General features: G+C 70.0%; 22 protein-coding genes and 1 tRNA gene. 7 read left to right on the forward strand and 16 right to left on the reverse strand.

Annotated elements, in window-relative coordinates; genetic code table 11:
- The first annotated feature begins 293 nt into the window (after positions 1–293).
- On the forward strand, positions 294–1,403 hold the full coding sequence (gene menC / locus H565_RS0106475; protein ID WP_027460327.1) for an o-succinylbenzoate synthase: 1,110 nt from the start codon (positions 294–296) through the stop codon (positions 1,401–1,403).
- A 44-nt stretch (positions 1,404–1,447) separates the two neighbouring features.
- Positions 1,448–2,176 carry an acyl-CoA acyltransferase gene (locus tag H565_RS0106480; RefSeq protein ID WP_051363455.1) on the forward strand — a complete coding sequence of 243 codons (729 nt, stop codon included), beginning with the start codon at positions 1,448–1,450 and terminating at the stop codon, positions 2,174–2,176.
- A 42-nt stretch (positions 2,177–2,218) separates the two neighbouring features.
- On the opposite strand, the gene H565_RS0106485 is transcribed toward H565_RS0106480, so the two are convergent.
- The 3 genes from H565_RS0106485 to H565_RS0106495 form a co-directional block, all read right to left on the reverse strand.
- Positions 2,219–2,809 carry a DUF4384 domain-containing protein gene (locus H565_RS0106485; RefSeq protein ID WP_027460329.1) on the reverse strand — a complete coding sequence of 197 codons (591 nt, stop codon included), beginning with the start codon at positions 2,807–2,809 and terminating at the stop codon, positions 2,219–2,221.
- A gap of 189 nt (positions 2,810–2,998) precedes the next feature.
- A tRNA-Gln gene (locus H565_RS0106490) sits at positions 2,999–3,072 on the reverse strand.
- Positions 3,073–3,134: 62 nt separating this feature from the next.
- Positions 3,135–5,771 carry a DEAD/DEAH box helicase gene (locus H565_RS0106495; RefSeq protein ID WP_027460330.1) on the reverse strand — a complete coding sequence of 879 codons (2,637 nt, stop codon included), beginning with the start codon at positions 5,769–5,771 and terminating at the stop codon, positions 3,135–3,137.
- A 168-nt stretch (positions 5,772–5,939) separates the two neighbouring features.
- Between H565_RS0106495 and H565_RS0106500 the strand changes: the two genes are divergently transcribed.
- Complete coding sequence (locus H565_RS0106500; RefSeq protein WP_027460331.1) at positions 5,940–6,698, forward strand: hypothetical protein; 759 nt, start codon at positions 5,940–5,942, stop codon at positions 6,696–6,698.
- Between the two features lie 29 nt (positions 6,699–6,727).
- Here the strand turns inward: H565_RS0106500 and H565_RS0106505 are convergent, their stop codons facing one another.
- The 3 genes from H565_RS0106505 to H565_RS0106515 are packed head-to-tail and all read right to left on the reverse strand — an operon-like array spanning position 6,728 to position 9,081.
- The gene (locus tag H565_RS0106505; RefSeq protein ID WP_027460332.1) at positions 6,728–7,726 is read right to left on the reverse strand and encodes a 4Fe-4S dicluster domain-containing protein; all 999 of its coding nucleotides are present in this window, start codon (positions 7,724–7,726) and stop codon (positions 6,728–6,730) included.
- Between the two features lie 9 nt (positions 7,727–7,735).
- On the reverse strand, positions 7,736–8,698 hold the full coding sequence (locus H565_RS14530) for an alpha/beta fold hydrolase (protein ID WP_051363452.1): 963 nt from the start codon (positions 8,696–8,698) through the stop codon (positions 7,736–7,738).
- On the reverse strand, positions 8,695–9,081 hold the full coding sequence (locus H565_RS0106515) for a YbaN family protein (protein ID WP_027460333.1): 387 nt from the start codon (positions 9,079–9,081) through the stop codon (positions 8,695–8,697). Before H565_RS0106515 ends, H565_RS14530 begins: the two co-directional genes overlap by 4 nt.
- A gap of 162 nt (positions 9,082–9,243) precedes the next feature.
- On the opposite strand from H565_RS0106515, the gene H565_RS15690 reads away from it, so the two are divergent.
- The gene (locus tag H565_RS15690; protein WP_051363453.1) at positions 9,244–9,702 is read left to right on the forward strand and encodes a hypothetical protein; all 459 of its coding nucleotides are present in this window, start codon (positions 9,244–9,246) and stop codon (positions 9,700–9,702) included.
- A gap of 55 nt (positions 9,703–9,757) precedes the next feature.
- Here the strand turns inward: H565_RS15690 and H565_RS0106525 are convergent, their stop codons facing one another.
- Together H565_RS0106525 and H565_RS0106530 are read right to left on the reverse strand one after the other, a co-directional pair.
- Entirely contained in the window at positions 9,758–10,630 is an 873-nt protein-coding gene (locus tag H565_RS0106525) for an ABC transporter permease (RefSeq protein ID WP_027460334.1), read from the reverse strand.
- Positions 10,623–11,570 carry an ABC transporter ATP-binding protein gene (locus tag H565_RS0106530; RefSeq protein WP_027460335.1) on the reverse strand — a complete coding sequence of 316 codons (948 nt, stop codon included), beginning with the start codon at positions 11,568–11,570 and terminating at the stop codon, positions 10,623–10,625. Before H565_RS0106530 ends, H565_RS0106525 begins: the two co-directional genes overlap by 8 nt.
- A 138-nt stretch (positions 11,571–11,708) precedes the next feature.
- Here H565_RS0106530 and H565_RS15695 point away from each other — a divergent pair, with 138 nt between their 5' ends.
- Positions 11,709–13,400: a GGDEF domain-containing protein gene (locus tag H565_RS15695; protein WP_027460336.1), complete on the forward strand. Its 1,692-nt coding sequence runs from the start codon at positions 11,709–11,711 to the stop codon at positions 13,398–13,400.
- A gap of 14 nt (positions 13,401–13,414) precedes the next feature.
- Here H565_RS15695 and H565_RS0106540 read toward each other — a convergent pair whose 3' ends face one another.
- From H565_RS0106540 to minD, 4 genes are read right to left on the reverse strand one after another with little or no spacing between them, the layout of a single operon-like run.
- Complete coding sequence (locus H565_RS0106540; protein ID WP_027460337.1) at positions 13,415–14,359, reverse strand: aldo/keto reductase family protein; 945 nt, start codon at positions 14,357–14,359, stop codon at positions 13,415–13,417.
- A gap of 52 nt (positions 14,360–14,411) precedes the next feature.
- Positions 14,412–15,266: an SDR family NAD(P)-dependent oxidoreductase gene (locus H565_RS0106545; RefSeq protein WP_027460338.1), complete on the reverse strand. Its 855-nt coding sequence runs from the start codon at positions 15,264–15,266 to the stop codon at positions 14,412–14,414.
- Positions 15,263–15,526: a cell division topological specificity factor MinE gene (minE, locus tag H565_RS0106550; protein ID WP_027460339.1), complete on the reverse strand. Its 264-nt coding sequence runs from the start codon at positions 15,524–15,526 to the stop codon at positions 15,263–15,265. The genes H565_RS0106545 and minE overlap by 4 nt, the downstream gene beginning before the upstream one ends.
- Position 15,527: 1 nt before the next feature.
- A complete protein-coding gene (gene minD / locus H565_RS0106555) occupies positions 15,528–16,328 on the reverse strand; it encodes a septum site-determining protein MinD (RefSeq protein WP_027460340.1) in 801 nt (266 codons plus the stop codon).
- A 151-nt stretch (positions 16,329–16,479) separates the two neighbouring features.
- Here minD and rimO point away from each other — a divergent pair, with 151 nt between their 5' ends.
- A complete protein-coding gene (rimO, locus tag H565_RS0106560; RefSeq protein ID WP_027460341.1) occupies positions 16,480–17,985 on the forward strand; it encodes a 30S ribosomal protein S12 methylthiotransferase RimO in 1,506 nt (501 codons plus the stop codon).
- Between the two features lie 18 nt (positions 17,986–18,003).
- On the opposite strand, the gene H565_RS0106565 is transcribed toward rimO, so the two are convergent.
- Positions 18,004–19,461, reverse strand: coding sequence for a nitronate monooxygenase (locus tag H565_RS0106565; RefSeq protein WP_152550658.1), 1,458 nt, complete (start codon positions 19,459–19,461; stop codon positions 18,004–18,006).
- Positions 19,462–19,620: 159 nt separating this feature from the next.
- Here H565_RS0106565 and H565_RS0106570 point away from each other — a divergent pair, with 159 nt between their 5' ends.
- Positions 19,621–20,763: a prepilin peptidase gene (locus H565_RS0106570; protein WP_027460343.1), complete on the forward strand. Its 1,143-nt coding sequence runs from the start codon at positions 19,621–19,623 to the stop codon at positions 20,761–20,763.
- 19 nt (positions 20,764–20,782) lie between these two features.
- On the opposite strand, the gene H565_RS16335 is transcribed toward H565_RS0106570, so the two are convergent.
- Genes H565_RS16335 through H565_RS0106580 form a run of 3 tightly spaced genes read right to left on the reverse strand, consistent with a single transcriptional unit; the run spans position 20,783 to position 21,965 of the window.
- On the reverse strand, positions 20,783–20,995 hold the full coding sequence (locus tag H565_RS16335; protein WP_157468905.1) for a hypothetical protein: 213 nt from the start codon (positions 20,993–20,995) through the stop codon (positions 20,783–20,785).
- On the reverse strand, positions 20,992–21,423 hold the full coding sequence (locus H565_RS14550; RefSeq protein WP_235204244.1) for a hypothetical protein: 432 nt from the start codon (positions 21,421–21,423) through the stop codon (positions 20,992–20,994). Before H565_RS14550 ends, H565_RS16335 begins: the two co-directional genes overlap by 4 nt.
- The gene (locus H565_RS0106580; RefSeq protein ID WP_027460344.1) at positions 21,423–21,965 is read right to left on the reverse strand and encodes a VUT family protein; all 543 of its coding nucleotides are present in this window, start codon (positions 21,963–21,965) and stop codon (positions 21,423–21,425) included. The genes H565_RS14550 and H565_RS0106580 overlap by 1 nt, the downstream gene beginning before the upstream one ends.
- Positions 21,966–22,018: the final 53 nt, after the last annotated feature.

Below are 22,018 nucleotides of genomic sequence, written 5' to 3' on the forward strand. Positions count from 1 at the left end.
AATGGTTCCAACAGCAGTCCGCACGCGGACTGCAAGTGGATTAGTGTTGACCCATGCCCGTTCGCATGGCTTGTTTGGTCCGCAGACCTTCACGAGTCTGGAGCCAGTCGGGGTGACCAGCCGCTCGTACCACCCTGTCAGGTGGCCCTGCTCTCGCTCTTCTTCGCCTGTCATGCTGCCCGCCTCGCTTGAGGCTCAGAAAAGATACACCCCTCCCCCAACTCTGTCAACTACCCCCCGCCCGCCTCCTGACCATGTCTGAAGAACCCGCGCCAGGACGGGCATACTGGGGCATGTTCAGCATCGAAGCTGCCGAAATCACACTGGTGCGGTTGCCGCTGAAGTTCCGCTTTGAGACCAGCTTCGGAGTGCAGAGCGAGAAGTGGGTGCCGCTGCTGACGCTGCATGGTGGGGGCGTGTCGGGCCTGAGCGAGGGCACGATGGAACCCGCCCCGCTGTACCGCGAAGAGACGATGGCCGGAGCGCTGGCGCTGCTGCGCGAGGTCTTCTTGCCCCGCGTGCTGGGCCGGACCTTTGCCAACCCGCAGGCGCTGGAGGCGGCCCTTGGCCCCTTTCGGGGCAACCGCATGGCCCGCGCGATGGTGGAGATGGCGGCCTGGGACCTGTGGGCGCGGACGCTGGGGCTGCCGCTGGGCACGCTGCTGGGGGGTACGAAGACGGAAGTCGAGGTGGGCGTGAGCCTGGGCATTCAGCCGGACGAGGCCGCAACCGTCGAGCTGGTGCGGCGACATGTCGAACAGGGGTATCGCCGCATCAAGCTGAAGGTGAAGCCGGGGTGGGACGTGGCCCCCGTGCGGGCGGTGCGCGAGACCTTTCCCGACATCCGCCTCACGGTGGACGCCAACAGTGCCTACACGCTGGCCGACTCCGGGCGGCTGGCCGCGCTGGACGCCTACGACCTGACCTATATCGAGCAGCCCCTCGCCTGGGACGACCTCATCGACCATGCCGAGTTACAGCGGCGGTTGCGCACGCCCCTGTGCCTCGACGAGAGCGTGACGAGCGCCGCCGACGCCCGCAAGGGGCTGGCGCTGGGGGCCGGGCGAGTCATCAACGTGAAGGTGGCGCGGGTGGGAGGGCACGCCGAGGCGCGGCGGGTGCACGACGTGGCCGCGAGTTTCGGTGCTCCGGTGTGGTGCGGCGGCATGTTGGAGAGCGGCGTGGGCCGAGCACACAACATCCACCTCTCGACGCTGCCGAACTTCGCACTGCCGGGCGACACCAGCTCGGCGAGCCGCTACTGGGACACGGACGTGGTGAACGAGGCGCTGGAGGCCAGGGACGGCCTGATGCCGGTGCCCGCCGGACCCGGCATCGGGGTGACGCTCAACCGCGACTTCGTGGCGAGCCGGGCCGAGTTGCACGAGGAGTGGCGGGCTTGAGGGGGCGGGCTTTCACCGTCCGGGACGTGACCGACCCCTGGGCGATGCGGGCGCTGGAGGCCGTGCAGGTGGCGGCCTGGGGCTACGCCGACCGCCAGGTGCTTCCCGCGACCATGTTCCGCATCGGGGCGCACACGGGAGCGGTGGTGCTGGGCGCGTACCCGGAGGACGACCCGGAGACGCCCTTCGGCCTGGCCTACGGCTTCCCGGCGCTGCGGGGCGGCGAGGTCTGGCACCACTCGCACCTGCTGGCGGTTCACCCCGACTGGCGCGGGAGCGGGGCTGCCGTCGCCCTGAAACTCGCGCAGCGGGAGCGGGTGCTCGCCCAGGGCCTCACCCGGATGACCTGGACCTTTGACCCCCTGGTCGCCCGCAATGCCCGGCTGAATCTGGGCAAGCTCGGCGCGCGGGCGGTGAGCTACCACCCGGACTGGTACGCCCTGGGAGAGTCGCGGGAGACGGCCTTTCCCGCCGACCGCCTGATGGTGGAGTGGGACCTCACCCGGCCCCCGCAGGAGCGGCCCGCGCCGGGGCCGGAGGGCGAGGTCGTGCTGGAGGGGCAGGGCGGCCTCCCCAGCACCCCGCGCCCCGACGCCGACGCCCCACGCCTGCTCGCGGAGGTGCCGACCCACACCGAGTGCTTGCCGGAAAGCGAGCGGCTGGCCTGGCGGCTCGCGCTGCGGGCGGCGCTGGGAACCTATCTGGAGCGCGGTTACGCGGTGACTGACCTGGCGCGGGAGGGCGAGCGGGCCTTTTACGTCCTGACCAAATAAAGACGGGCACCCCGCAGGATGCCCGCCCAGAAGCGCTGACCCTCAGCGCACGGCGTTGAAGAAGGCGACGTCGCTCACCCAGTCCTGCTGGGGAATGGGTTGGGTGACCGGGTTGACGACGATGCTCAGGGCCTGAGCGAGCTGTTGGCTGCCCTGGGGCTGCACGGTGGCGAAGGCCTGGCCTTCCTGGAAGGAGCTGAGTTCGGAGAGGTTGAGGGGACGGCGGCTGGCGATGACGAGGACCTTGTTCAGCCCGGCGGGACCGCCCACATTGAAGACGAAGTTGTCGTTCGCGGCGGGAAAGGTCCGCACCTCGCCCCGGCGGACAAAGTTGCTGCCGCCCAGGCGGTTGGGCAGAATCTGGTCAACCGTCCCGTCAGGGCTGAGGCAGAACAGGTAGACGTAGGCGTTCTCGTTCACGCTGACCGAGAGCCGAATACGCTCGCCGATGCGGTAGGTCGGGGTGCGAGTGCCGCTGGGGTCGCGGTCTACCCAGACGCGGGCCTCCAGGGTGGTGGGCACCGGGTTGACGATGATGCTTTGGGTGCTGAGACGCGGCGCAGCCTGCGCGGGCAGGGCCAGGCTGGAGAACACGGAAGCGGTCAGGGCGAGGAGCAAGGCGGGCTTCTTCATGGAGTCTCCTGGCAGGGAAAGCGGGGCGGAACTGTCCGTCCAGGTCGCGCTTTTCCAAGCTGCTGGCTTCAGCGTAGGCCCCCGCCGCTGACGGAGCGTGAACCCCCGCTGACGGAACGTGAGGAGGGTTGCCTTTGATTCTCATAGACTTCCGCAAATCAGCAAAAAGCCGCCCGGAGGCGGCTCTGGTGGCAGGGATACTAGGATTCGAACCTAGACAAACAGATCCAAAATCTGTTGTGCTGCCGTTACACCATATCCCTAGGTCTCGGCGCGGCCCCAGAGGTGGGGCGCAGTGAAGTATAGCCACGGCCAGCGCGAAGGGTCAACCGCCCGGCGCGGCGGAAGGCACCTTCTCCACCACGGTCAGCCCCGCGAACTTCAGCAGCAGCCGCTTTTGGCCCACACCGGGGAAATACACGAGCACCTCACGGCGGTCCCCGGCGTGGAAGCCTTGCAGGAACACGCCCTCCCCGAACTTGGCGTGGCGCAGCCGCAGTGGCTCGGTGCGGCTCACCGCCCGCTGTAGCTCGCGGCTGGGGATGCCCAGGCGAGCGCTGACTTCGGGGAGCGAGAGGCCGTGCAGGTCCAGCAGCTCGCGTGCTCGCAGCGGCCAAGAGGGGGGCAGGGCGGGCTGAGCCGGGAGGGTGACTGCATCGGGTACAGGGGCGGGGGCGGGCACCCGCTCGACGCCCAGCAAGGCTCCCAGAAAGGCGCGGGTGGCGGCCTTGTCGGTGGGCCGCCGCTCGCCGCTGGCGAGAAAGGGGCTAAAGCAGCGGCTCACGGCGATGCACTCGTAGCAGCCGTGCCCTTCCTGGCAGCAGGTCTTGGCGGCGAGGTCGAGCGAGCGCCGCAGCAGGTCGTCCATGCTCTCGAAAGCGCGGCGGCTGACGCCCAGCCCCCCGACCCAGTCGTCGTACAGGAAGAAATAGTTGTCGCGCTCCTGCCGGAAGGCCCCCGCGAGGTCGTTCTCGTCGCAGGCGACCCGTTCGGGCGTCACCTTGTGCAGCAGGTGCTTGAGGGTGTGGGCGACTGCCGTGGGCTTCTCGGTGGCGCGGGCGTCCACTCCGACTTCCAGCGCCGAGGTGCGAAAGGGGGGCAGTTCGAGGGGTTCGTCGTAGAGATGCTCGGAGAGCTTGTGGTCTTGCATGCGGTCCTGGATGCGGCCCCCGCAAGCGCGGCAGACCCGCTCGCTGGGGTCAGGCACCCGGTCGCAGCCGGTGCACACGCGCTCGAAGACCTGGCGCATCATCATGTAGCCCGCGTAACGCCGCCGAATGATGACCTCGCCGTGGCGGTAGGCGAGCGGCCCCCGGCGCACCCACTCCCCCATCTTCACCGGGCTGACCTCGATGGCGTACAGCCCGCGCGTGAAGAGGTTGGCAGCGTCGAACTTCTGCACCAGAATGGCGGTCCCGGCAGGGTGCGCCTCCCAACGGGTGACCTTGTAGCCCTGGCCGTCGAGGGTGAAGATGGCCCCCTCATGCTTTTCGGTGAGGGCGTAGTGCTGGCTGGGGGACTCCAGCGGGGTGTCGAAGGCGCGGGGTCCCTTTTGCGCCCAGTCGGTTTCCTCAATCACCGCGAACTTGGCGCTCCCCTCGCCGCGCAGGTTCCAGTAGCGCGGTCCCGGAGAGAGGTCCGCCGGAAGACCCGCCGCCCGGCATTCCTCGTTGGCGCGGGCGCGGTGGCGGGGGGCGAGGTAAGGATTCTCGGCCTCCACGACCGCTTTTTCGATAGGGCCGGTGACGAGTTCGCGGAAGTTCTCGGCGTTGGAATAAAAAGCGTCCACGGGTTGCGGCACCCCCTGCTCGTTGAGCGCGGGGAGATACAGCACCAGGCCCGGCGCGACCCGCCCGGCCCGCCCCGCCATCTGCCGAAAGGCCATGCGCGAGCCGGGATAGCCGTCGATGATGACGACCTCCAGGTCACCGATGTCCACCCCGGCCTCCAGCGCGTTGGTGGCGAACATCACCCCACTGCTCGCGCGGCGAAACTCGGTGAGGCGGCCTTCCCGGTCGGAGGTGCCCGCCATGTAGAGGTGGACATGCGAGCGGTTCAGCGGCTGCGCCCGGTAGGTCGAGTACAGCCGCGCCGCCCGCGAGCGGCCCCGGAAAAAGGCGAGTATTTTGAGGTTCCGCTGGATGCTCGCGCTGACCACCGCGTCCCAGAAGCGCCGGGGCTGCCCCCGGTGGTCGGCGAGGTAGTAGCGTTTGCCGTGGCGGGCCGCTCCCGACTCGCTGACTTGGGTGGCCTCCACGCCCACCAGCTCGCGGGCAAACTCGGCGGGGTTGCCGATGGTAGCGGTCGAGAGGACCACCTGCGGAGTGGCCCCCAGGGCGCGGGCCAGCCCCAACAGCCGCCGCAGCATCCCGGCGACCTCCGACCCAAAGCCGCCCCGGTAGGTGTGCGCCTCGTCCAGCACGAGGAAGGAGAGCCGCCGCAGGAAGTCGCGCACGCGGGGGTGGGTCAGCGACCAGTGCAGCTTGTCGGGCGTGGCCGTGACCATCCGCACGTCGTCGCGGAAGACCTCGCCGGGCTGCGCCGCGCCCTGAAAGGCGGCGATGTCCCACCCGAAGCCGCCGCGCTCGCGGAAGGCCGCCAGCTTGTCCCGCTGGTCCTGCCCCAGCGCCACCAGGGGGTAGACGAAGAGGGCGGTCGCCCCCGAATCACGCTCCAGCCGCTCGAAGACCGCCGGAAAAAAGGCCCCCGTCTTGCCGCTCGCGGTGGGCGTGGTCAGGATGACGTGCTCGCCATCCCGCATCCGGCGGTAGGTCTCGGCCTGGTGGCTGTAGACCTCCGGAAAGCCGAAGCCGCGCTGCACGGCGGGGGACCAGCCCAACGCGGTCGCCTTCACGGTGCGGGCGGGGGCGGGGTCCTCCTCGTGCAGCAACACCGCGCCGTCCCCCAGAATGTCGCGCAAGAACCCCTCCAGTCGGGCGTAGGGGGAGCGGACGGGCAACACGCTGTTCAGTGTAGGGCGGGGAGGGCCGCGCGTGGCAGCCGAGGTGACGATGTGGAGCCTGTGCGAGAAGACGCGCGGCCTAGGACGGGGCGCAGCAATGGTGGCGCGCAGTGGAGTGGACGCCTGAAACTTGCGGCAACGCAACGGAGCGCCGTCCTAGCATGGGGCATGGACCCCACCTCCCGCTCCTTCGACGACGCCAAACGCCTGGGTGATGCCGGGGAGGTCGCCGTCGCGCGGCTGCTCGCCCGGCACCGGGAGGCCCTGCCCTTCCGCGACGGCACGCCCCTCGCCTGCGTGGTAGTGCGGGTGGACCATAGGGTAGGCCGCGCCGTGAGCGAGCAGGTGCTGGGGGTGGAGGTGCGGCTGGAACCCCGCCCACAGCAGGAGCAGGTTTACGGCGATCTGGAACTCTGGAGTCAGGGGGGGGAGAAGCGCACGCTGGAGGTCAAATCCGAGCAGTACGCGCTGGCCGACTTTCCCGCGCCAGCAGGCAGCCGCCGGACAGAGAACGTCGCCTTCGAGACGCATGACCTGATCTCGCCGCAGGCCTACGAGCAGCTCTGGGTGCGCGGCGCGCGGCGGGGTGGGAGGCTGCCTCCTCCACCCGGCACGCTGGCGTTCGGCACTCCGGCGGTCCCGGAGTGGTTCACCCGCGAGGGCGGCCACCTGCGCACCCGGGCCGACTGGCTGCTGCACCATTTCCAGCCCAGCGGCCTGGGCGTGATGCTCTCGCTGGGCCGCATCCGGCAGGCCCTGCACGCGGGGGAGCTGCCTGCGCCCTGGTACGCCTCCTGCACGCTGACGCGCGGCAGCCAGGCCCGCTGCCTCACGCCCGGCGGCGAGGGCATCAAGTACTATACGGTCGGCAAACTGCTGAACGTGGCGGAGCTGGAGCGGCGCGAATATGCGCGGTTGTACGTGTAGGCCCGCCTTTCCGGATCGCATCACCCGCCCTACATCACGCTGTCACTGTCCCGGATTAGCAGCGGCGCGTCAAAGGCCGCCGGAAGCCACTCGCGCTGGGGGTGCATCGCCCCCGGCGGGCAGGAGCGCACGCAGGCCATGCAGCCCGTGCAGGCGGCGAGGTCGAGCAGGAGCCGTGCGCCGCCCTCCGGCTTGAACTCGCGGGTGATGGCTTCGGTCGGGCAGACGTTGGCGCAGACCGGGCAGTCGATGCACTTCTCGTCCACCAGGGGCGCGGGCCAGACGACGGGCGCGTCAGAGGCGGGCGCGGGCACCAGCGAGCGCCGCCGCCAGCGCCACTCCTCCGGCACGCGCTCTTGCGGGACGCTCCAGTCCACGAAGGGCAGCGGGCGCTGGGGCAGGAGGCCCGCGACCTCCTGCCGCCCGGCCCGGAACAGGGCAGCAAAAGCCCCCCGGCGGCTCACCCGGCCCGCCCGGTCGCGGTCACCAGGGGTGGCGGGGCGCACGGTGACCACGGCGGGGCGTCCGGTGGATTGGCGCAGGACCTGGGCTTCCTCGACCACGCGGGTGAGGCGCTCCGGCACGTCGGGCGCACCCACCGGGCAGCCCGTGCAGTTGCCGTGCAGCAGGGTCAGCGGGGTGCCCCAGGCCCCGGCGGCGGCGACTACAGCGGGGGTGACCCGGCCCAGGCAGGTGAGCGCCGGACCGCCCGCCCCGCTCTGCGAACAGGTGAGGGTGGCCTCACCGTCCGGACTCTGCCCCCCCTCGCGCACGCTGCCCAGCGGCGGGGTGAGGTCGTATTCCAGCGCTCCCGACGGGCAGACCTGCACGCACAGGCCGCAGCCCGTGCACCGGGCAGGGTCGATGGTGATGCGGTGCTCCTCCAAGGCAATCGCCCCATGTGGGCAGATCGCGTGGCAGGCGTCGCAGCCCCCCACCGCTTGCCGTTCCAGCAAGCAGCGCGGGGCCGTGTAGCGCGGCAGTTGGTCGCCGTACTCGCCCAGCCGCTCCAGCACCCCGCTTAACATGCGCGGAGTCTAGCGGGGGGAAGCCGGGACAAGTGGGGCGGGAGTCTCGGTGAGCCGCTCGCTCACCGCCCGCACGACCTCGGCGGGATGGGTCCAGTGCAGCTGGTGGCCGCCGTCGGGGAGGAGGTGGAGCTGCGCTTGCGGCAACGAAGCCGCGAGGGGGACCGCGTGGCTCTCCGCCGGGGTGAGACGGTCATGCGCCCCCGCAAGGACGGCGGCAGGCACGTGCAGCGCCGGGTAGCTCGGCTTCAGCGCCGCGAGTTCGCGGGCCAGGGTGCGGTTTTCCCAGGCGAGGGCGTGCACCTGTCCCCGGCGGCGCGAAAAGGCCAGCATCATCGCGTGCCACTCTGGGGGGATGGGTGCGGGATGAAAGGCCCGGCCTCCCTCCAGCCACGCCACCGCCCGGCCCAGCGGCAGCAGCAGCACCCGCGTGAGCAACGTCTCCAGCACCGGAATGAGCGGCACGTAGGCCAGGGGCCGGGTCAGGCCGGGCACCGGGTAGGCCGTGGGCGACACCAGCACCAGCCCGCGCACCCGCCCCGGAAAGCGGGCCGCGAACGCCAGCGCCACCGCCGCCCCGTAGGAGTGGCCCAGCAGCAGGGCGGGTTCGCGCACCTCCAACGCGTCCAGCACCGCCGCGAGCCGCCGCACATTGACCTCCACGGTCACGGGCGTGCCGGGGCGAGCGGGCGTGTGGCCGTGGCCGGGGCGGTCGGGGGCGATGAGGCGGGCATGGGGCGCGAGCTGGTCCCACAGCGGCGAGACAGGCCAGTCGAGCGCCACCCCGTCGCTGCCGTGAATCAGGACAACCGGGGGCGCGTCCCCTCCCCCGCCCTCGATGACGTGGGTGGGGCCGTCCGCGAGCGGCAGCACCCGCCCGCGCGGGGGATAGCGCCGCTCATGGTGCCGGGTCCGCAGGGCGGTCAGGACCGCGCCCAGCGCCAGCCCCGCCGCGAGCAGGCCGCGGCTCATGCCCGCCGGGTGGGCACGCGCAGGGTGATGTAGAGGATGCCCGCCAGCCCCACGAGCACCCACGTCACCTGCCCCACGAGGACCGGAATGCGCGTCAGGCTGAAGCCCACCGCGAGCGCGATGGAGACGCTGGCCACCCACTTGGCCCGCAGCGGCATCCCCCGGCCCGCCCGGTAGTCGCGCACGAGGTCGCCGACTACGGGCCGCGAGAGCAGCCACGCTTCCCACTTCGGATTTCCACGGGCGAAGCTGGCCGCCGCGAGCACGAACCACACCGTGCCGGGCAACCCCGGCAGCACCAATCCCAGAAAACCCAGGCCCGTGAGCACGAAGCCCAGCGCCACCCACAGGGGCCGAACCGGGGATACGGGCGGAGGCGTCATGAGACCTAGGGTAGGACAAAGGGGCGGGAAGCGGTTGTGGCCTCCCTTCAGATTCACCGCTGTGGGAACGGCCCGCGCCGGGCAGGGAGGAGCGAGCAAGGGCCAAGCCCGGCTGACCTCCCCCTCACCCCAGCCCCACCCCTGGGGATGGACAATGGGGCCATGCTCGACAACATCTTTGACACCGTGCGCCGCGGGGCCGAGCGGGTGCAGCGGCGGGGCGAGGAAGTCGCCCAGAGTGCGCGGCTGCGGGTAGAAGTCTTTACCCTCACCCGCGAACTCGACACCCTGTATGCCCGGTTGGGCCGCGCCTACCACGCCGGGGCGGACGCCGCCATCCTCGCCGGGATTCAGGAGGAGCTGCGCCGGGTCGACGAGGAAATCAGCGCTCGCGAACGTCTCATCGCCGAACTCTCGGCCCAGGACGAGGAAAGCGTTGAGGCGGGGCGAGTTCCCCGTGAGGAAGCGGAAGCCCCCGCCACGAATCCCAGCCCCGCGAGCGGCGAGGCGGGGTCCGGCCCCGACAACCGCCCCGACTTCACGACCGACCGTGCGGGCGCAGCAGAGCCGACCATTCCCGACGCGATGCCCCGGCCCGACGAACCCTCCCGCCCGTCCTGAAGCCCGCAAGGAGGCTGCCCACGCTTGGAAGGTGGGCGGCTTTTTCTTGGGACGACTACAGGTCACGCCGACTGAAGCGCCACATCGCCAGCCCGATTGCCAGCGCCGCGTAGAGGGCCGCCCACAGCACCATGCCGGGCGCGATGGGGTCGGTGCTGAACAGAGGATTGGCCCCGCGGCTGGCCGCGCCGAGCTGGCGCAGCACCTCTGGCTGGAGGTGGTAGGTCGCCCCCAGCCACAACGAGTTGGTGGGCATCAGCACCGAGGCGACCCGTCCCAGCGTGAGCAGGGTGGGGCTGTCGGAAAAAGAGCCGATGGCCGTCAGAATGCCCCCCGCGAAGCCCGCCCCGTACAGCACGAACACGCCGATGCCGTTGGCGAGCGTGGTAAAGAGGGTGCTCCCCAGAACGGTCAGCGCGGTCAGCAGCGCGACCGCGAGCAGAATCAGCCCCACGGCGGGCAGGGCGTCGGGCGGCACGTAGCCGGTGAGGGCCGCGATGCCGCCCAGCAGCGCCGCGCTGACGAGGGCCACGTACCCCACATTGACGAGCGTAAAGCCCAGCCAGCGCCCCGCGACCAGCTCGGCGCGGCGGATGGGCCGGGCCAGCACCGACTGCATCACCCCGTTTTCCACGTCGGCGCTAACCGCCCCCACCGTCGAGAGCACCGCCATCAGCGACCCCAGGAAGAAGACGAGGTACATCCCGAACAGCGCCGCGTACATGATGGGGATATTCGCCGCGCCCGTCGACGAGCGGCTCTCTAGCCCCGCGTCGATGGCCCGCTGCGCGAGGGTCCCCTCCAGCCGCCACACCCCGTAGAGGTAAAAGCCCACAAAGGCGGCGGTGAGCAAGAGCAGCACGACGACCAGCCGCTTGCGCACCGCCTCGCGCAGCGAGAGTTCGGCGATGAGAAGGGCCTTACGCACGGGCCACCTCTGGGGCGGACGCCGGGTGGTCCATCAGGTCGAGGAACATCGTCTCCAGGTCGGGGCGACGGGGGTTCAGGGTGTAGAGCCGCGCCCCGTGCTCGTGAATGGCGTCCGCGAGAGCGGGGAGGATGTCCTCGCGCCCCACCCACAGCTCCAGCGCAGCGCGGCCCGGCACGTTCTCATCGATGTGGCGCACCTCCGCGAGCCGCGCGAGGGCCGCGCGCAACTCGGCGCTGAGGGTGTCCACGACCACCTCCACCGGAACCACCCCCCCGGTCAGCTCGCGCAGGGTGCCCTGGCGCAGCACCCGTCCGGCCTTGACAAAAGCGACCCGGTCGCAGACTTGTTCGACCTCCGCGAGCAGGTGCGAGTTCAGGAAGACGGCCACCCCCTCGCCGCGCAGCGCCTCGATGATTTCGCGCACCTCCACCCGCCCGATGGGGTCGAGGGCGGAGGTCGGCTCGTCGAGAAAGACCAGCCGGGGCCGCGCCAGGATGGCCGCCGCCAGCCCTGCCCGCTGAAGCATCCCCTTGGAGTAGCCCCCCAGCGCCTCGCGCCCGCGCCCGGCGAGGCCTACCCGTGCCAGGACCTCCGGCACCCGCGTCCGCACCTCCGCCGCCGCCAGCCCCGCGAGCCGCCCGTGGAAGGTCAGGAACTCCTCGCCGGTCATCCAGGTCTGAAAGCGGAACTGTTCAGGCAAGAAGCCCAGCTGCGCCCGTACGCCGGGGTCATCGGGCGAACCGCCCAGGACGCGAACCTCGCCCCCGCTGGGCCGCACCAGCCCCAGCAGCATCTTGACGGTGGTGCTCTTGCCCGCCCCGTTGGGGCCGAGAAAGCCGAAGACCTCGCCCTCCCCCACCGTCAGGCTCAGGCCGTCCACGACCGCCCGGCCCCGGTAGACCTTGCGCAGTTCCCGCGTTTCGATGGTGGCGCTCACGGCCCCAGCATAGGGGTGCCCGGCGCGCCCACGCGTGCGCCGAAAGACGGACCTCCCCCGCCGCTTCCCCCAAGGGGACGCAGCAGCGTGGTGAGAATGTGAGGTCTCAGCAAGAGGGAGTGAGGCAAACTACTCCATATGAAACCGTCTTCTGCTCTTCCCGCGCTGCCGGACGCGCCCGCGCCGTTACGCGCGGCGCTGGAAGAGGCGCATGACGAACCAGCGCGGGCCGCGGCCCTTCTCGCGCTCGCCCGGCACTACCGCGAGCACACGCTGGATACGGCCCAGCAGCTCGCGCAGGCGGCCCTGGAGCTGGCCTTGCCGCTGGACGACCCCGCCCTCGTGGTGGACACACTGTCGGTGCTGGCCTCGATTGAGGAGGGCCAGGGCCTCCACGAATCCGCCTTTGACCACCTCGCCCTCGCCCTCGATCTCGCCCGCACCCACGGCCTCGACGACTTGCGCTCGCGCGTGCACAACGTGCGGGCCATCGTGCGCCTGACCGCCGGGGACCTGACCGGAGCCAGGCGCGACTTCTTGGAAGCCCAAACCCTCGCCCGCGCCTCCGGCGACCCGCTCGACCTGGCCAATATTCACGTCAACCTCGCCTTTTTGGAGCAGCACGCGGGCCGCGCTGCCGAAGCGCTGCACCAGCTCAACCTGCTTGAAGAGCTGCTGAGCACGGCCCCAACGGACGTGCGGCAGTTGATGGCCCCCTACCTCCACGAGAACCGGGCAGCGACCTACCTGGGGCTGGCCCGCCGCGCCCACCTGCGGGGCCGCGCCGACGCGGGGGCCGAGGCCCGTGGGCGGGCGTGGGCCGCGCTGGCCGCGACCTGGGCGGCCCTGGAAGAAACCCCCTCGCGCATGATGTCCCTGGTGCTGGAGGCCCATACAGCGCGGCTGCACGTGCTCGAAGGCGACCTTGACCGGGCGCTGACCCACGCCCAAGCCGCCATGCGCCACCACCGGGAAGCTCGGCAGCGCTCCTACCTCGACGCGCTGCTGGCGATGGCAGAGGTGCAGGCGGCCAGGGAACAGCTCGGTGCCGCGCACGAATCTTACCGCGAGGCCCTCGGCATCGCCCGCGAGCAGGGACGACACCGCGATATCCAGCATCTGCTGCGGGCCATCGCCGAGCTGCACGAGCGGGGCGGCGACCTCGGCTCGGCCCTCGCCGTCACCCGCGAGGCGCTCGCCGAAGCCGACACCACTCTGGAGCGGCTGGCAGCCATCGAGCAGCGCCACGACGACCTCTTCCGCGAGCTGCGCCTGGCCCGCGCTCAGGCCCGTGACTGGAAAGAAAGCGTGCGCCACGCCGAAGAGCAGGCCCGGCACGACGTGCTGACGGGCCTGCTCAACCGCCGGGGCCTCCACGACCGCCTCCTCGCTCTGCCGGAGGGAAGCGGACCACTGCTCGTGGTCTTGATGGATATCGACGACTTCAAGGGCATCAATGACCGCCACTCTCACGCCGCCGGCGACGAGGCGCTGCGGGCGGTCGCGGCCCGGCTGAGAGAAGCCGCCCCCCCAAATAGCTTGCTGGTGCGCTGGGGCGGCGAGGAGTTTCTGCTGCTTCAGCCCAACGCCGACCCCAGCGGGGCCTACGCGATCGTCGAGGGCCTGCGCCGTGCCGTCGCCGAGCACGACTGGCCCACCCTGCCGCCGGGCTTGCGCCTGACCCTCAGCGCCGGGTACGCCTTTGCGCCCACCCCCGCCGAGGCCGACGTGCGGGCCGCGACCGAGCAGGCCGACGAGTTCCAGTACCGGGCCAAACGTGCCGGGCGCAACCGGGTCTGCCCCGCGCCCTCCTCCTCCATTCCGGCATAGGCCAGCGCCCGAACTCAGCGGCTCAGAATCTCGTCGATGCGCGTGACGACGTCCTCCGGGAGGCGCACGCCCGCCGCCTTGACGGTGTCTTCAATCTGGCTGACGCGGGTCGCTCCGGTGATGACGCTGCTGACCCCCGGCTGGCGCAGAATCCAGGCCAGCGCGAGCTGCGCCCGCGTGAGGCCGAGGTCATCCGCAATGGGCTTCAGCTCGCGGACCTTTTGAATGTTCTCGTCGGTCAGGAAGTTCTTGCCCCAGTTTTCGTTCTCGGTAAGGCGTGCGCCCTCCGGGCGGCCCTCGTCGTACTTGCCTGTCAGCAGGCCCATCGCCAGCGGACTCCAGACCACCAGGCCGATGCCCGCTCCCTCGGTGTAGGGCAGAATCTCGCCCTCGACCCGCTCGCGCCGGAGCATGGAGTATTCGGGCTGCTCGGTGACGGGCGCGTGCAGGCCGTGCGCCCTGGCAAACTCGACCGCCTGGGCGATGCGGGCGGCGGGCCACATCGAGGTGCCCCAGTACAGCGCCTTGCCGTCGCGGATGACCTGGTCAAAAGCCATCACGATTTCTTCCATGGGCACGCTGGCGTCATAGCGGTGGGCGAAGTAGATGTCGAGGTGGTCGGTGCCCAGGCGCTTCAGGCTGCCGTCGATGGAGTGCAGGATGTGCTTGCGCGACAGCCCCCGGTCATTCACGTCGTCGCTCATGGGCCAATAGACCTTCGACGAAATGACCAGCGTATGCCGGGGAAACTCGCGCAGCACGGCCCCCATCAGCTCCTCCGAGCGGCCCCGCGCGTACACGTCGGCCTGGTCGAAGAAGTTCACGCCTTCCTCGTAGGCTTTGGTCACGATGTCCCGCACCATCGTCTCGTCGTGGACCGAGTGCCCGAAGGTGACCCAGCCGCCCAGCGAGACTTCGGAAACCTTGAGGCCGCTTTTGCCGAGATTGCGGTATTCCATGCCGGGTACTTTACGGTGTAAAGCGGAACGTCCCCCTAAGATGGAGACGCGGTTAAGAAGACCCCCGTCGTCGCCGCTGGTCCGCGTACCACTGCGGCTGCGTGCCATCGAGGTCGGTGAAACCGTAGAGGTCCGCGAGTTCGCCCACATCCAGAATCTGGCCGGTGTGACGCATGACCTCTGGGTCAGCGGCCAGAGCGACTATCCCCCGCGCCGCATAATGCGGCGTCTCGGTCTGCCCGGCGAGTTCCTGCTCGGTGTGGTGCTGAAGCATCAGCTCGGTCCGCATCCACCCCGGCGCGACGCCCACCACCACGATGCCCTTTTCGCGCAGCTTGTGGGCCAGCGCGTACACCAGACGGTTTTTCGCCGCTTTGCTCACCTCGTAAGGGAGCCAGCCGGGCGGTTCGTCGGTGTGCCAGGTCGTGGAGACGATCAGTCCGTAGCCCTGGGTCCCCATGACGAGCTTCAGCGCCAGCAGGCTGGTCAGGAAATCGCTGTACGCCCCCGCCAGCAGCATGGTACACAGTGGCTCCAGGGGTTCGTCCCAGACCTCCGGGCCGCCGCCCGGTGCCGCTCCGCCCTCGTGCGCTCCCCAGGCGTTGTTGACAAGCAGGTCGAGCCGTCCGTGCTGCCCCGCGATGTGGCGAATCACCGACTCCACCTGTGTGGGGTCGGTATGGTCGCACCTGAGCGGAGTGACTGCACCGCCCGCCACGCGGATAGCATCGGCGGTGTCGTCCACGGTGGTCTGCGGCAAGGCAGGCTGGGTGCTGTGCCTGCGGGTGCTGCGGGCGGTGACGATGACGTGGGCACCCGCTGCCGCGAGTTCCAGCGCGACCGCCCGGCCCAGCCCACGTGATGCGCCAGTGACGAGCGCCACCCGGCCCGCCAGCGGTTGGCTCACCCCTGTCGCCGCGTGTCCCCAGTGCCCCCCGCGCCCTCCTCCAAGGAGATGCTGGCCGAGAGCACCACCTGGTCACCGCGCTGCTCGACCTCCACGTTGCTGCTCCCCGCCGGGAAGTAGCGCTTCACGACCTCCAGCAGGTCGTTTCTCAGCGCATCCACCTTGCCGGGGGGAATCTGGGCGCGGTCGTAGGCGAGCACGAGTTCAAGGCGGTCTTTGAGGGTCTCCTTGGAGCGGCGGCCCTTCATCCAGGAAAACATTTCAGGCCCCCCCGAACAGGCGGCGCAGCACCGCCAGGAAACCCCGGTCTTGCTCCAGCTTGGGGTAGGGCACGTCCTCGCCCCTCATGCGCCGGGCGGTGTCCATAAACGCCTGCCCCGCCTGCGACTTGCCCAGCACGGCGGGTTCACCCACGTTGGTGCTGACCAGGATGCCGTCGTCTTCGGGGATGATGCCGATGGGCTTGACCCCCAGGATTTCGAGAACGTCGGCCTCCGAGAGCATGTTGCCGCTCGCGACCATCTTGGGGCGCAGGCGGTTGATGACGAGGCGAATCTCGCGGACCTGCTGGGCTTCGAGGAGGCCGATGATGCGGTCGGCGTCGCGCACGCTGGAGACTTCGGGGTTTACGACGACGAGCGCGCCCTCGGCGGGGGCAGCGGCGGTCTTGAAGCCCGACTCGATGCCCGCGGGCGAGTCGATGAGAACGCGGGTAAAGCCCTCCTCTTCCAGGAGCTGCCGCACGACGCCCTTAAAGACCTCCGGGTCAAGGGCGTCCTTGTCGCGGGTCTGGGAGGCGGGGAGGAGGTGCAGCGACTCGACGCGCTTGTCGCGGATGATCGCCTGCGAGAGGCGGCACTTGCCCTCCAGCACGTCGACGAGGTCAAAGACCACGCGGGACTCTAAGCCCATCACCACGTCGAGGTTGCGCAGCCCCACATCCACGTCAATGACGACGACCTTCTCTCCGAGTTTGGCGAGGGCCGCCCCGATGTTGGCGGTGGTGGTGGTTTTGCCCACTCCCCCCTTGCCCGATGTCACGACGATAACCTTGGCGTTCATTGGGGCCGAGTCTAGCAACTCTGCCCCCGCGTACCCGGCGGTGTGACGTCTGCCCTACCCTCCGGGGAGGCGGCCCTGTACACTGCCCGGTTGAGTCTTGCGCCCGGCGTGCCCCCACGCAGCGGCGCGCCCCCGCGTGGAGGAACCCCCGATGACCGTACTCAACCCGCTGCCCGACGCGGCAGCCCCCCAAGTCACGCCGCCGAAAGTCGGCTTTATCAGCCTGGGCTGCCCCAAGGCTTTGGTCGATTCCGAGCGCATCCTGACCCAACTGCGCGCCGAGGGCTACGAGGTGGCCCCCAGCTATGAGGACGCGCAGGCCGTCATCGTGAACACCTGCGGCTTTATCACGCCCGCCGTCGAGGAATCCCTGAGCGCGATTGGCGAGGCGCTCGACGCCACGGGCAAGGTCATCGTGACCGGGTGCTTGGGCGAGCGCCCCGAAAAGATTCTGGAGCGCCATCCCAAGGTGGCCGCCATCACCGGGTCGGAGGCGGTGGACGACGTAATGGCGCACGTGCGCGAGCTGCTGCCCCTCACGCAAGACGCCTTTACCGGGTTGCTGCCCGTCGCCGCGCCGGGGATGCGCCCACAGGTGCCCCTGCCAGAGCGCGAGGCCACCCGCCACGGCGACGTGTTTGCCCCCTCAGTGCGGCTGACGCCCCGGCACTACGCCTACGTGAAGATTGCGGAGGGCTGCAACCACACCTGTGCCTTTTGCATCATTCCCAAGCTGCGCGGGCGGCAGGTGAGCCGCGACGCGGGGGCCGTGTTGTACGAGGCGTTCCGCCTGGTCGCAGGCGGCACCAAGGAAATCATGGTGATTTCGCAGGACACCTCTGCCTACGGGGTGGACCTGCGCTTCCGCGAATCGGAGTTTCAGGGGCAGCAGGTGCGGGCGCACCTCACCGACCTCGCCGTGAAGCTCGGCGAGATGGGTGCGTGGGTGCGGATGCATTACGTCTACCCGTACCCGCACGTCGACAACATCGTGAGGCTGATGGCCGAGGGCAAGATTCTGCCCTACCTCGACGTGCCCCTTCAGCACGCTTCGCCCAAGATTCTGCGGCTGATGCGGCGGCCCGGCGGGGGCAAGCAGCTCGACACCATTCGGCGCTGGCGCGAGATTTGCCCGGACCTCGTCATCCGCTCGACCTTTATCGTGGGCTTTCCCGGCGAGACGGAAGAAGACTTTGAGGAGCTGCTGACCTTCCTCGAAGAGGCGCGGCTTGACCGGGTGGGGGCTTTTCCCTATTCCGACGTGGAGGAGGCGGACGCGAACGGGCTGCCGCAGCCGGTGCCGGAAGAAATCAAGCAGGAGCGCCTCTCCCGCTTCATGGAAGTCGCCCAGCGCATCAGCCGGGAGAAGCTCGCCGAGAAGGTGGGCCGGGTGATGGACGTCATCATTGACGACTTCAACGACGACGAGGGTGACGCCCCCGGAACGAAGCTCATCGGGCGCACGAAGGGCGACGCCCCCGGCATCGACGGCCAGGTCTACCTGTACGCGGGCGACTTTGCCGGGCAGGTGAAGGTAGGCGACATCGTGCAGGCCCGTATCGAGGACAGCGATGAATACGACCTCTACGGCGAGGTCGTCGCCCGCCCGGAGTGGAGGCCCAACGTGCCGCAACTGGGGCACGTTGGGCGTCATTGAGGGGGCCACCCCGCAACTTCAGCCCGGCATCCCCTCCCCCAGCAGGTACCGAATCACGTCCTGGGCGGTATAGCCCGGCCTCCACCCGCTGAGCTTGACGAGGTCGTCGCCGCTCGTGAGCAGGGGCCGCTCGACCTCACCGCCCTTCTGAATCTGGGCGTAGCCCGCGTCCGCCATCAGCGCGTTGCACAGGCACTTGCGGCCCACCGTCTCTTGCGGCTGCCCGCCCTTGCGAACGTAGTCCGCGACGGGTTCGGCGGCGCAGCGCAGGCCCACCCTGTCGCCGTCCCAGTAGGCTTCGCGCAGGTAGCCGATGTCGCAGACCCGCCGCCGGGCCACGTATTCCTCCGGCTCGGAGAGGGTGCCTTCCAGGCGCACCACCTTGAAGGGAAACCCGGTGGGCGAGGCGAGGGGGTCGGTGTACACGCTGGCCTGGCCCTCCCGCACGGCAGCCAGGGCTTGGGCGCGGGTTTCCGGGCGCAGGCCGCTCTCGGCGCAATAGGCGAAGAGGGTGCCCACCTGAATCCCGGCAGCCCCCTCGTCCAGCGCCCGCCGCAGCGCTTCCGGGGAGCCGCTGCCCCCCGCCAGCCAGAACGGGAGGCCGATTTTGCGCATTTCAGCGAGGTCAGCGAGGTCGCGCTCGCCGTAAATCGGCTGCCCGGTCTCGTCGTAGGTGACCTGGCCCCGCGGCGGCGCGTTATGGCCCCCGGCGGTCGGCCCCTCAATCACGAAGCCCTGGATGCTCCCGGTCGCCTTGCGGGTCAGCACCCCGGCGAGCACGTGCGAGGAGATGATGGGGTAGAAGTTCGGGCGCTTCAGCCTCACGCCCCCGAAGCCGTAGTCGGCGGGGTCGAGGGAGAGGGGCACGCTGGGGGAGGGGCCGTCGCCCTTCACGTCCACCCGGAAAGCCCCCGCTTTTCCCTCTGCAAAGGCGTCGAGCACCCCCGGAATCTCGCGGGGAATCCCGGCCCCCATGATGACGGTATCCACCCCTGCGAGCATCGCCCCGTACAGGGCGGGCATGGTGTGCAGGTGCAGCTTGGTGAGCAGGTTAAGGCCAACCGGGTTGCCGTGCCCCTCGCGGGCCAGCCAGACTTCCGCGAAGCTGCCCAGAATGGCGAGTTCCCAGGCGGGCTGCTGGTGGCGCAGGGTGGGCAGCGGCACGCGGGCATAGGGCTGGCCGGGCGCTCGCCCCCCCTCCAGGAAATACTTGGCGATGGCCTTTTGTGCCCGCTCCTGGTCGGGAAACTGAGCGAGCGCCCGGCGAATGTGGCCGCCGGGGTCGCCGTCTTGAAGGCGGCGCACGAGCAGGTTGTCGATGCCCGTACCCGACACCACGCCGAGCTGTCCGGTGCGCGACACGGCCCGTGCGAGTTCCCAGTTCGAGATGGCGACGCCCATTCCCCCCTGGATGATGCGGGGGAGGGCGGGGGGCGGCGAGGGAGAGACGGCAGAGGGGAGGGGCAGAGTGGTCATGGGCATCTCCAGGGAGAAAAAAGGCAACAAAGGGGGCAGAATCTCCGCCCCACTCTGCACCGGAAGTGCCCCCCACCCGCCCCGGTCTGAACGCGGTCAAAGGGCCGGAGCCGGGGCGGGTGCAGACTCCTGTCATACCCCGGCCCCTAGACTTCCGGGGTGAGTCTCGACCTCCTCTTCGTGGTGTTTGCTGGCGTGTTCGGCCTGCTGGTGGGGTCGTTTTCCAATGTGCTGATTCATCGGCTGCCGCGGGGGGAGAATGTCGCCTTTCCGCCCAGCCACTGCCCCGCGTGTGCCCACCGCCTCGCGCCCCGCGACCTCGTGCCGGTAGGGTCGTGGCTCAGCCTGGGCGGGAAGTGCCGATATTGCCGCGCTCCCATCAAAGCCCGCTATCCGGTGGTCGAGGGGCTGACGGGCGTGGGGTACGCGACCATCGCCGCGCTCTACCCTCCCGCGCTGTACGGCGGGGCCACGCTGGGCCTCTGCGTACTGTTCACGCTGCTGCTGGTGGCGAGTGCCATCGACCTCGACACCTTTACCATCCCCGACGAGCTGACGCTGCCGGGGGTGGCGCTGGGCGTGGGCTTCAGCTTTCTGAATGCGCGGGTGGGGGCGGGCGGGGGCCTGGGCCTGCCGACCCCCGCCGAGGCCGTGCAGGGGGCGCTGCTGGGCGCGGGCCTGCTGGTGACCATCGACCTGCTGGGGTCGTGGGTGCTGCGGCGCTTCCGCGAGCGGCGCTACCCGGAAATGCCGGTCGGCTACCAGCAGATTGCCCTCGCCCTGCTCGTGGGGGCGTGGGCGGGGCCAGGGTGGGGGGGGGCGGCGGCGGTGCTCTCGTCAACCGCGAATCTACTCGCGCGGCGGGCCATTCGGGTGCCGGAGCTGCTCACGCTGGGGGGCCTGCTCGTCAGCGTGCTCCTGGGGGGGTCTGGCTTTGGCCCCGGCCTCATCGTGATGGTGCAGGGTGCCCTGGCCGCCGGGGGTGCGGCAGCCCTCCTCGCGGGTGTGTACTGGTGGCTGCGCGGGGACGATGCCGACGAGGACGCCCCCTTCGACCCCGCCGCGATGGGCTTCGGGGACGTGAAGCTGGCCGCCGTGATTGGGGCCTTCCTGGGCTGGGAGCGGCTGCTGGTCGCCGTCGTGGTCGCCGTGGTCGCGGGGGCGCTGCTGGGGCTGGTGCAGCTCGCCCTCCAGCGCGAGAACCGCCTCAAGTTCGGCCCTTACCTGGCGCTGGGCGCGGTGGTCGCCTTGATTTGGGGCGGGGCGGTCGTAGAGGGTTACCGCACGATGCTGGGCCTGTAGCTGGAGGGGTGAGAAAGGCTCAGCCGCGCCGGGGAGGCGTCACCAGCGCCTCTTCTTCCTCTCTGGGGGGCTGGGCCTGCGCTCCGCCTCGGCGGGGGCGCGGCCCGGTGGGCACGGGAACGCCGGGGCCTTCTTCGCCCTCGTCACGGCGGCGGGGTGGGCCAGGGCGCAGTTTCCCGCGCCGGAGTCCACCGAGTCTGTCCAGCAGTGCCCGAATCGAGAATCTGGTCATGGACCACCGTACCTGGCCCCGTCCCCCGGCGTCTCCCCCTCCCCTTCCATTTGCCCCTGTGCGGTGGGAAGTTGTGGACGGGCCACCACCGTCACCCGCTGGCGCTGGCGCAGGCCCACGAAGCCCACGTCGGCGCTCGCCGTGACCGTGACCCCGGCGGCGTTTGCGGCGTCCTGCGCGGCCACCTGCACAAAGACCTCCATGTCGCGCACGACCGGGTGCCCCACGAAGGCATCGACGTAATGGTCGAGGCTAAACAGCTCCAGCAACCGCTCTCCCGCCACGTAGCGCAGGGAGAGGGTCGAGCCGGGAGCCGGATTGCGCGTCTTCGGGCAGAGTTCGGGCAGCTCCAGCACGTGCTCGACGACCGTGGGGAGGCTCGGCCTCGCGTTGGCGATGGTCCGCAGCCGCTCGGCGGGGTGCTCCATCAGGCTGGGGCGCGGACGAGGAAGCGCACCCGCAACGCAAAGAGGGCCGCAATCGCGTACTTAGCGAGGATGTCCGCGAAGATAATCTGCGCGATGTCACGGCTGCTCAGGTCGCCGTAAAAGGCCAGCAACGTGAACAGGACCGAATCCAGCGGCACGCTGACCGCGTTGCTGGCGAGGACACGGGTCCACCAACTCTGCCGCAGCAGGCGCTGGTAGACGGCGGTGTCGGCCAGCTCGCCCACCAGAATGGCGAGAAAGGACGCGCCCACGAAGCGCCACGGCGTGTCGGTGAGGACTGCCGCCCCCGTGTTGACGAGCAGGGCGAGCGCGATGGCGACATAGACGGCCCGTAGGCCCCCCGCCCGGTGAATCCGGTCGCGCAGGGTGAACACGGCGGCGAAGAAGATGGTCCCCACGCTGAGCAGCCCGAACACGGGCAGGGGGATGAACTGATTCAAGGTCAGGTTGGCGAGCAGGATGCTCAGGGCATACAGCGCGGTCAGGATGATGACCGGGCGGCCAACGACGGGATAGGTCATGGCATTCCTCCAGCCGCAGCGACAGGACAGGTCACGGGCCAGCGCCCAGGGTA

This window comes from Deinococcus murrayi DSM 11303 (assembly GCF_000482805.1).
Lineage (GTDB): Bacteria > Deinococcota > Deinococci > Deinococcales > Deinococcaceae > Deinococcus > Deinococcus murrayi.

What these genes read in the sequence shown, in the direction of transcription:
- menC (WP_027460327.1), top strand. Translation starts at nt 294, where the DNA reads ATGTTCAGCATCGAAGCTGCCGAAATCACACTGGTGCGGTTGCCGCTG.
- H565_RS0106480 (WP_051363455.1), top strand. Translation starts at nt 1,448, where the DNA reads ATGCGGGCGCTGGAGGCCGTGCAGGTGGCGGCCTGGGGCTACGCCGAC.
- H565_RS0106485 (WP_027460329.1), bottom strand. Translation starts at nt 2,809, where the DNA reads ATGAAGAAGCCCGCCTTGCTCCTCGCCCTGACCGCTTCCGTGTTCTCC.
- H565_RS0106500 (WP_027460331.1), top strand. Translation starts at nt 5,940, where the DNA reads ATGGACCCCACCTCCCGCTCCTTCGACGACGCCAAACGCCTGGGTGAT.
- H565_RS0106505 (WP_027460332.1), bottom strand. Translation starts at nt 7,726, where the DNA reads ATGTTAAGCGGGGTGCTGGAGCGGCTGGGCGAGTACGGCGACCAACTG.
- H565_RS14530 (WP_051363452.1), bottom strand. Translation starts at nt 8,698, where the DNA reads ATGAGCCGCGGCCTGCTCGCGGCGGGGCTGGCGCTGGGCGCGGTCCTG.
- H565_RS0106515 (WP_027460333.1), bottom strand. Translation starts at nt 9,081, where the DNA reads ATGACGCCTCCGCCCGTATCCCCGGTTCGGCCCCTGTGGGTGGCGCTG.
- H565_RS15690 (WP_051363453.1), top strand. Translation starts at nt 9,244, where the DNA reads ATGCTCGACAACATCTTTGACACCGTGCGCCGCGGGGCCGAGCGGGTG.
- H565_RS15695 (WP_027460336.1), top strand. Translation starts at nt 11,709, where the DNA reads ATGAAACCGTCTTCTGCTCTTCCCGCGCTGCCGGACGCGCCCGCGCCG.
- H565_RS0106540 (WP_027460337.1), bottom strand. Translation starts at nt 14,359, where the DNA reads ATGGAATACCGCAATCTCGGCAAAAGCGGCCTCAAGGTTTCCGAAGTC.
- minE (WP_027460339.1), bottom strand. Translation starts at nt 15,526, where the DNA reads ATGTTTTCCTGGATGAAGGGCCGCCGCTCCAAGGAGACCCTCAAAGAC.
- minD (WP_027460340.1), bottom strand. Translation starts at nt 16,328, where the DNA reads ATGAACGCCAAGGTTATCGTCGTGACATCGGGCAAGGGGGGAGTGGGC.
- rimO (WP_027460341.1), top strand. Translation starts at nt 16,480, where the DNA reads ATGACCGTACTCAACCCGCTGCCCGACGCGGCAGCCCCCCAAGTCACG.
- H565_RS0106565 (WP_152550658.1), bottom strand. Translation starts at nt 19,461, where the DNA reads ATGACCACTCTGCCCCTCCCCTCTGCCGTCTCTCCCTCGCCGCCCCCC.
- H565_RS16335 (WP_157468905.1), bottom strand. Translation starts at nt 20,995, where the DNA reads ATGACCAGATTCTCGATTCGGGCACTGCTGGACAGACTCGGTGGACTC.
- H565_RS14550 (WP_235204244.1), bottom strand. Translation starts at nt 21,423, where the DNA reads ATGGAGCACCCCGCCGAGCGGCTGCGGACCATCGCCAACGCGAGGCCG.
- H565_RS0106580 (WP_027460344.1), bottom strand. Translation starts at nt 21,965, where the DNA reads ATGACCTATCCCGTCGTTGGCCGCCCGGTCATCATCCTGACCGCGCTG.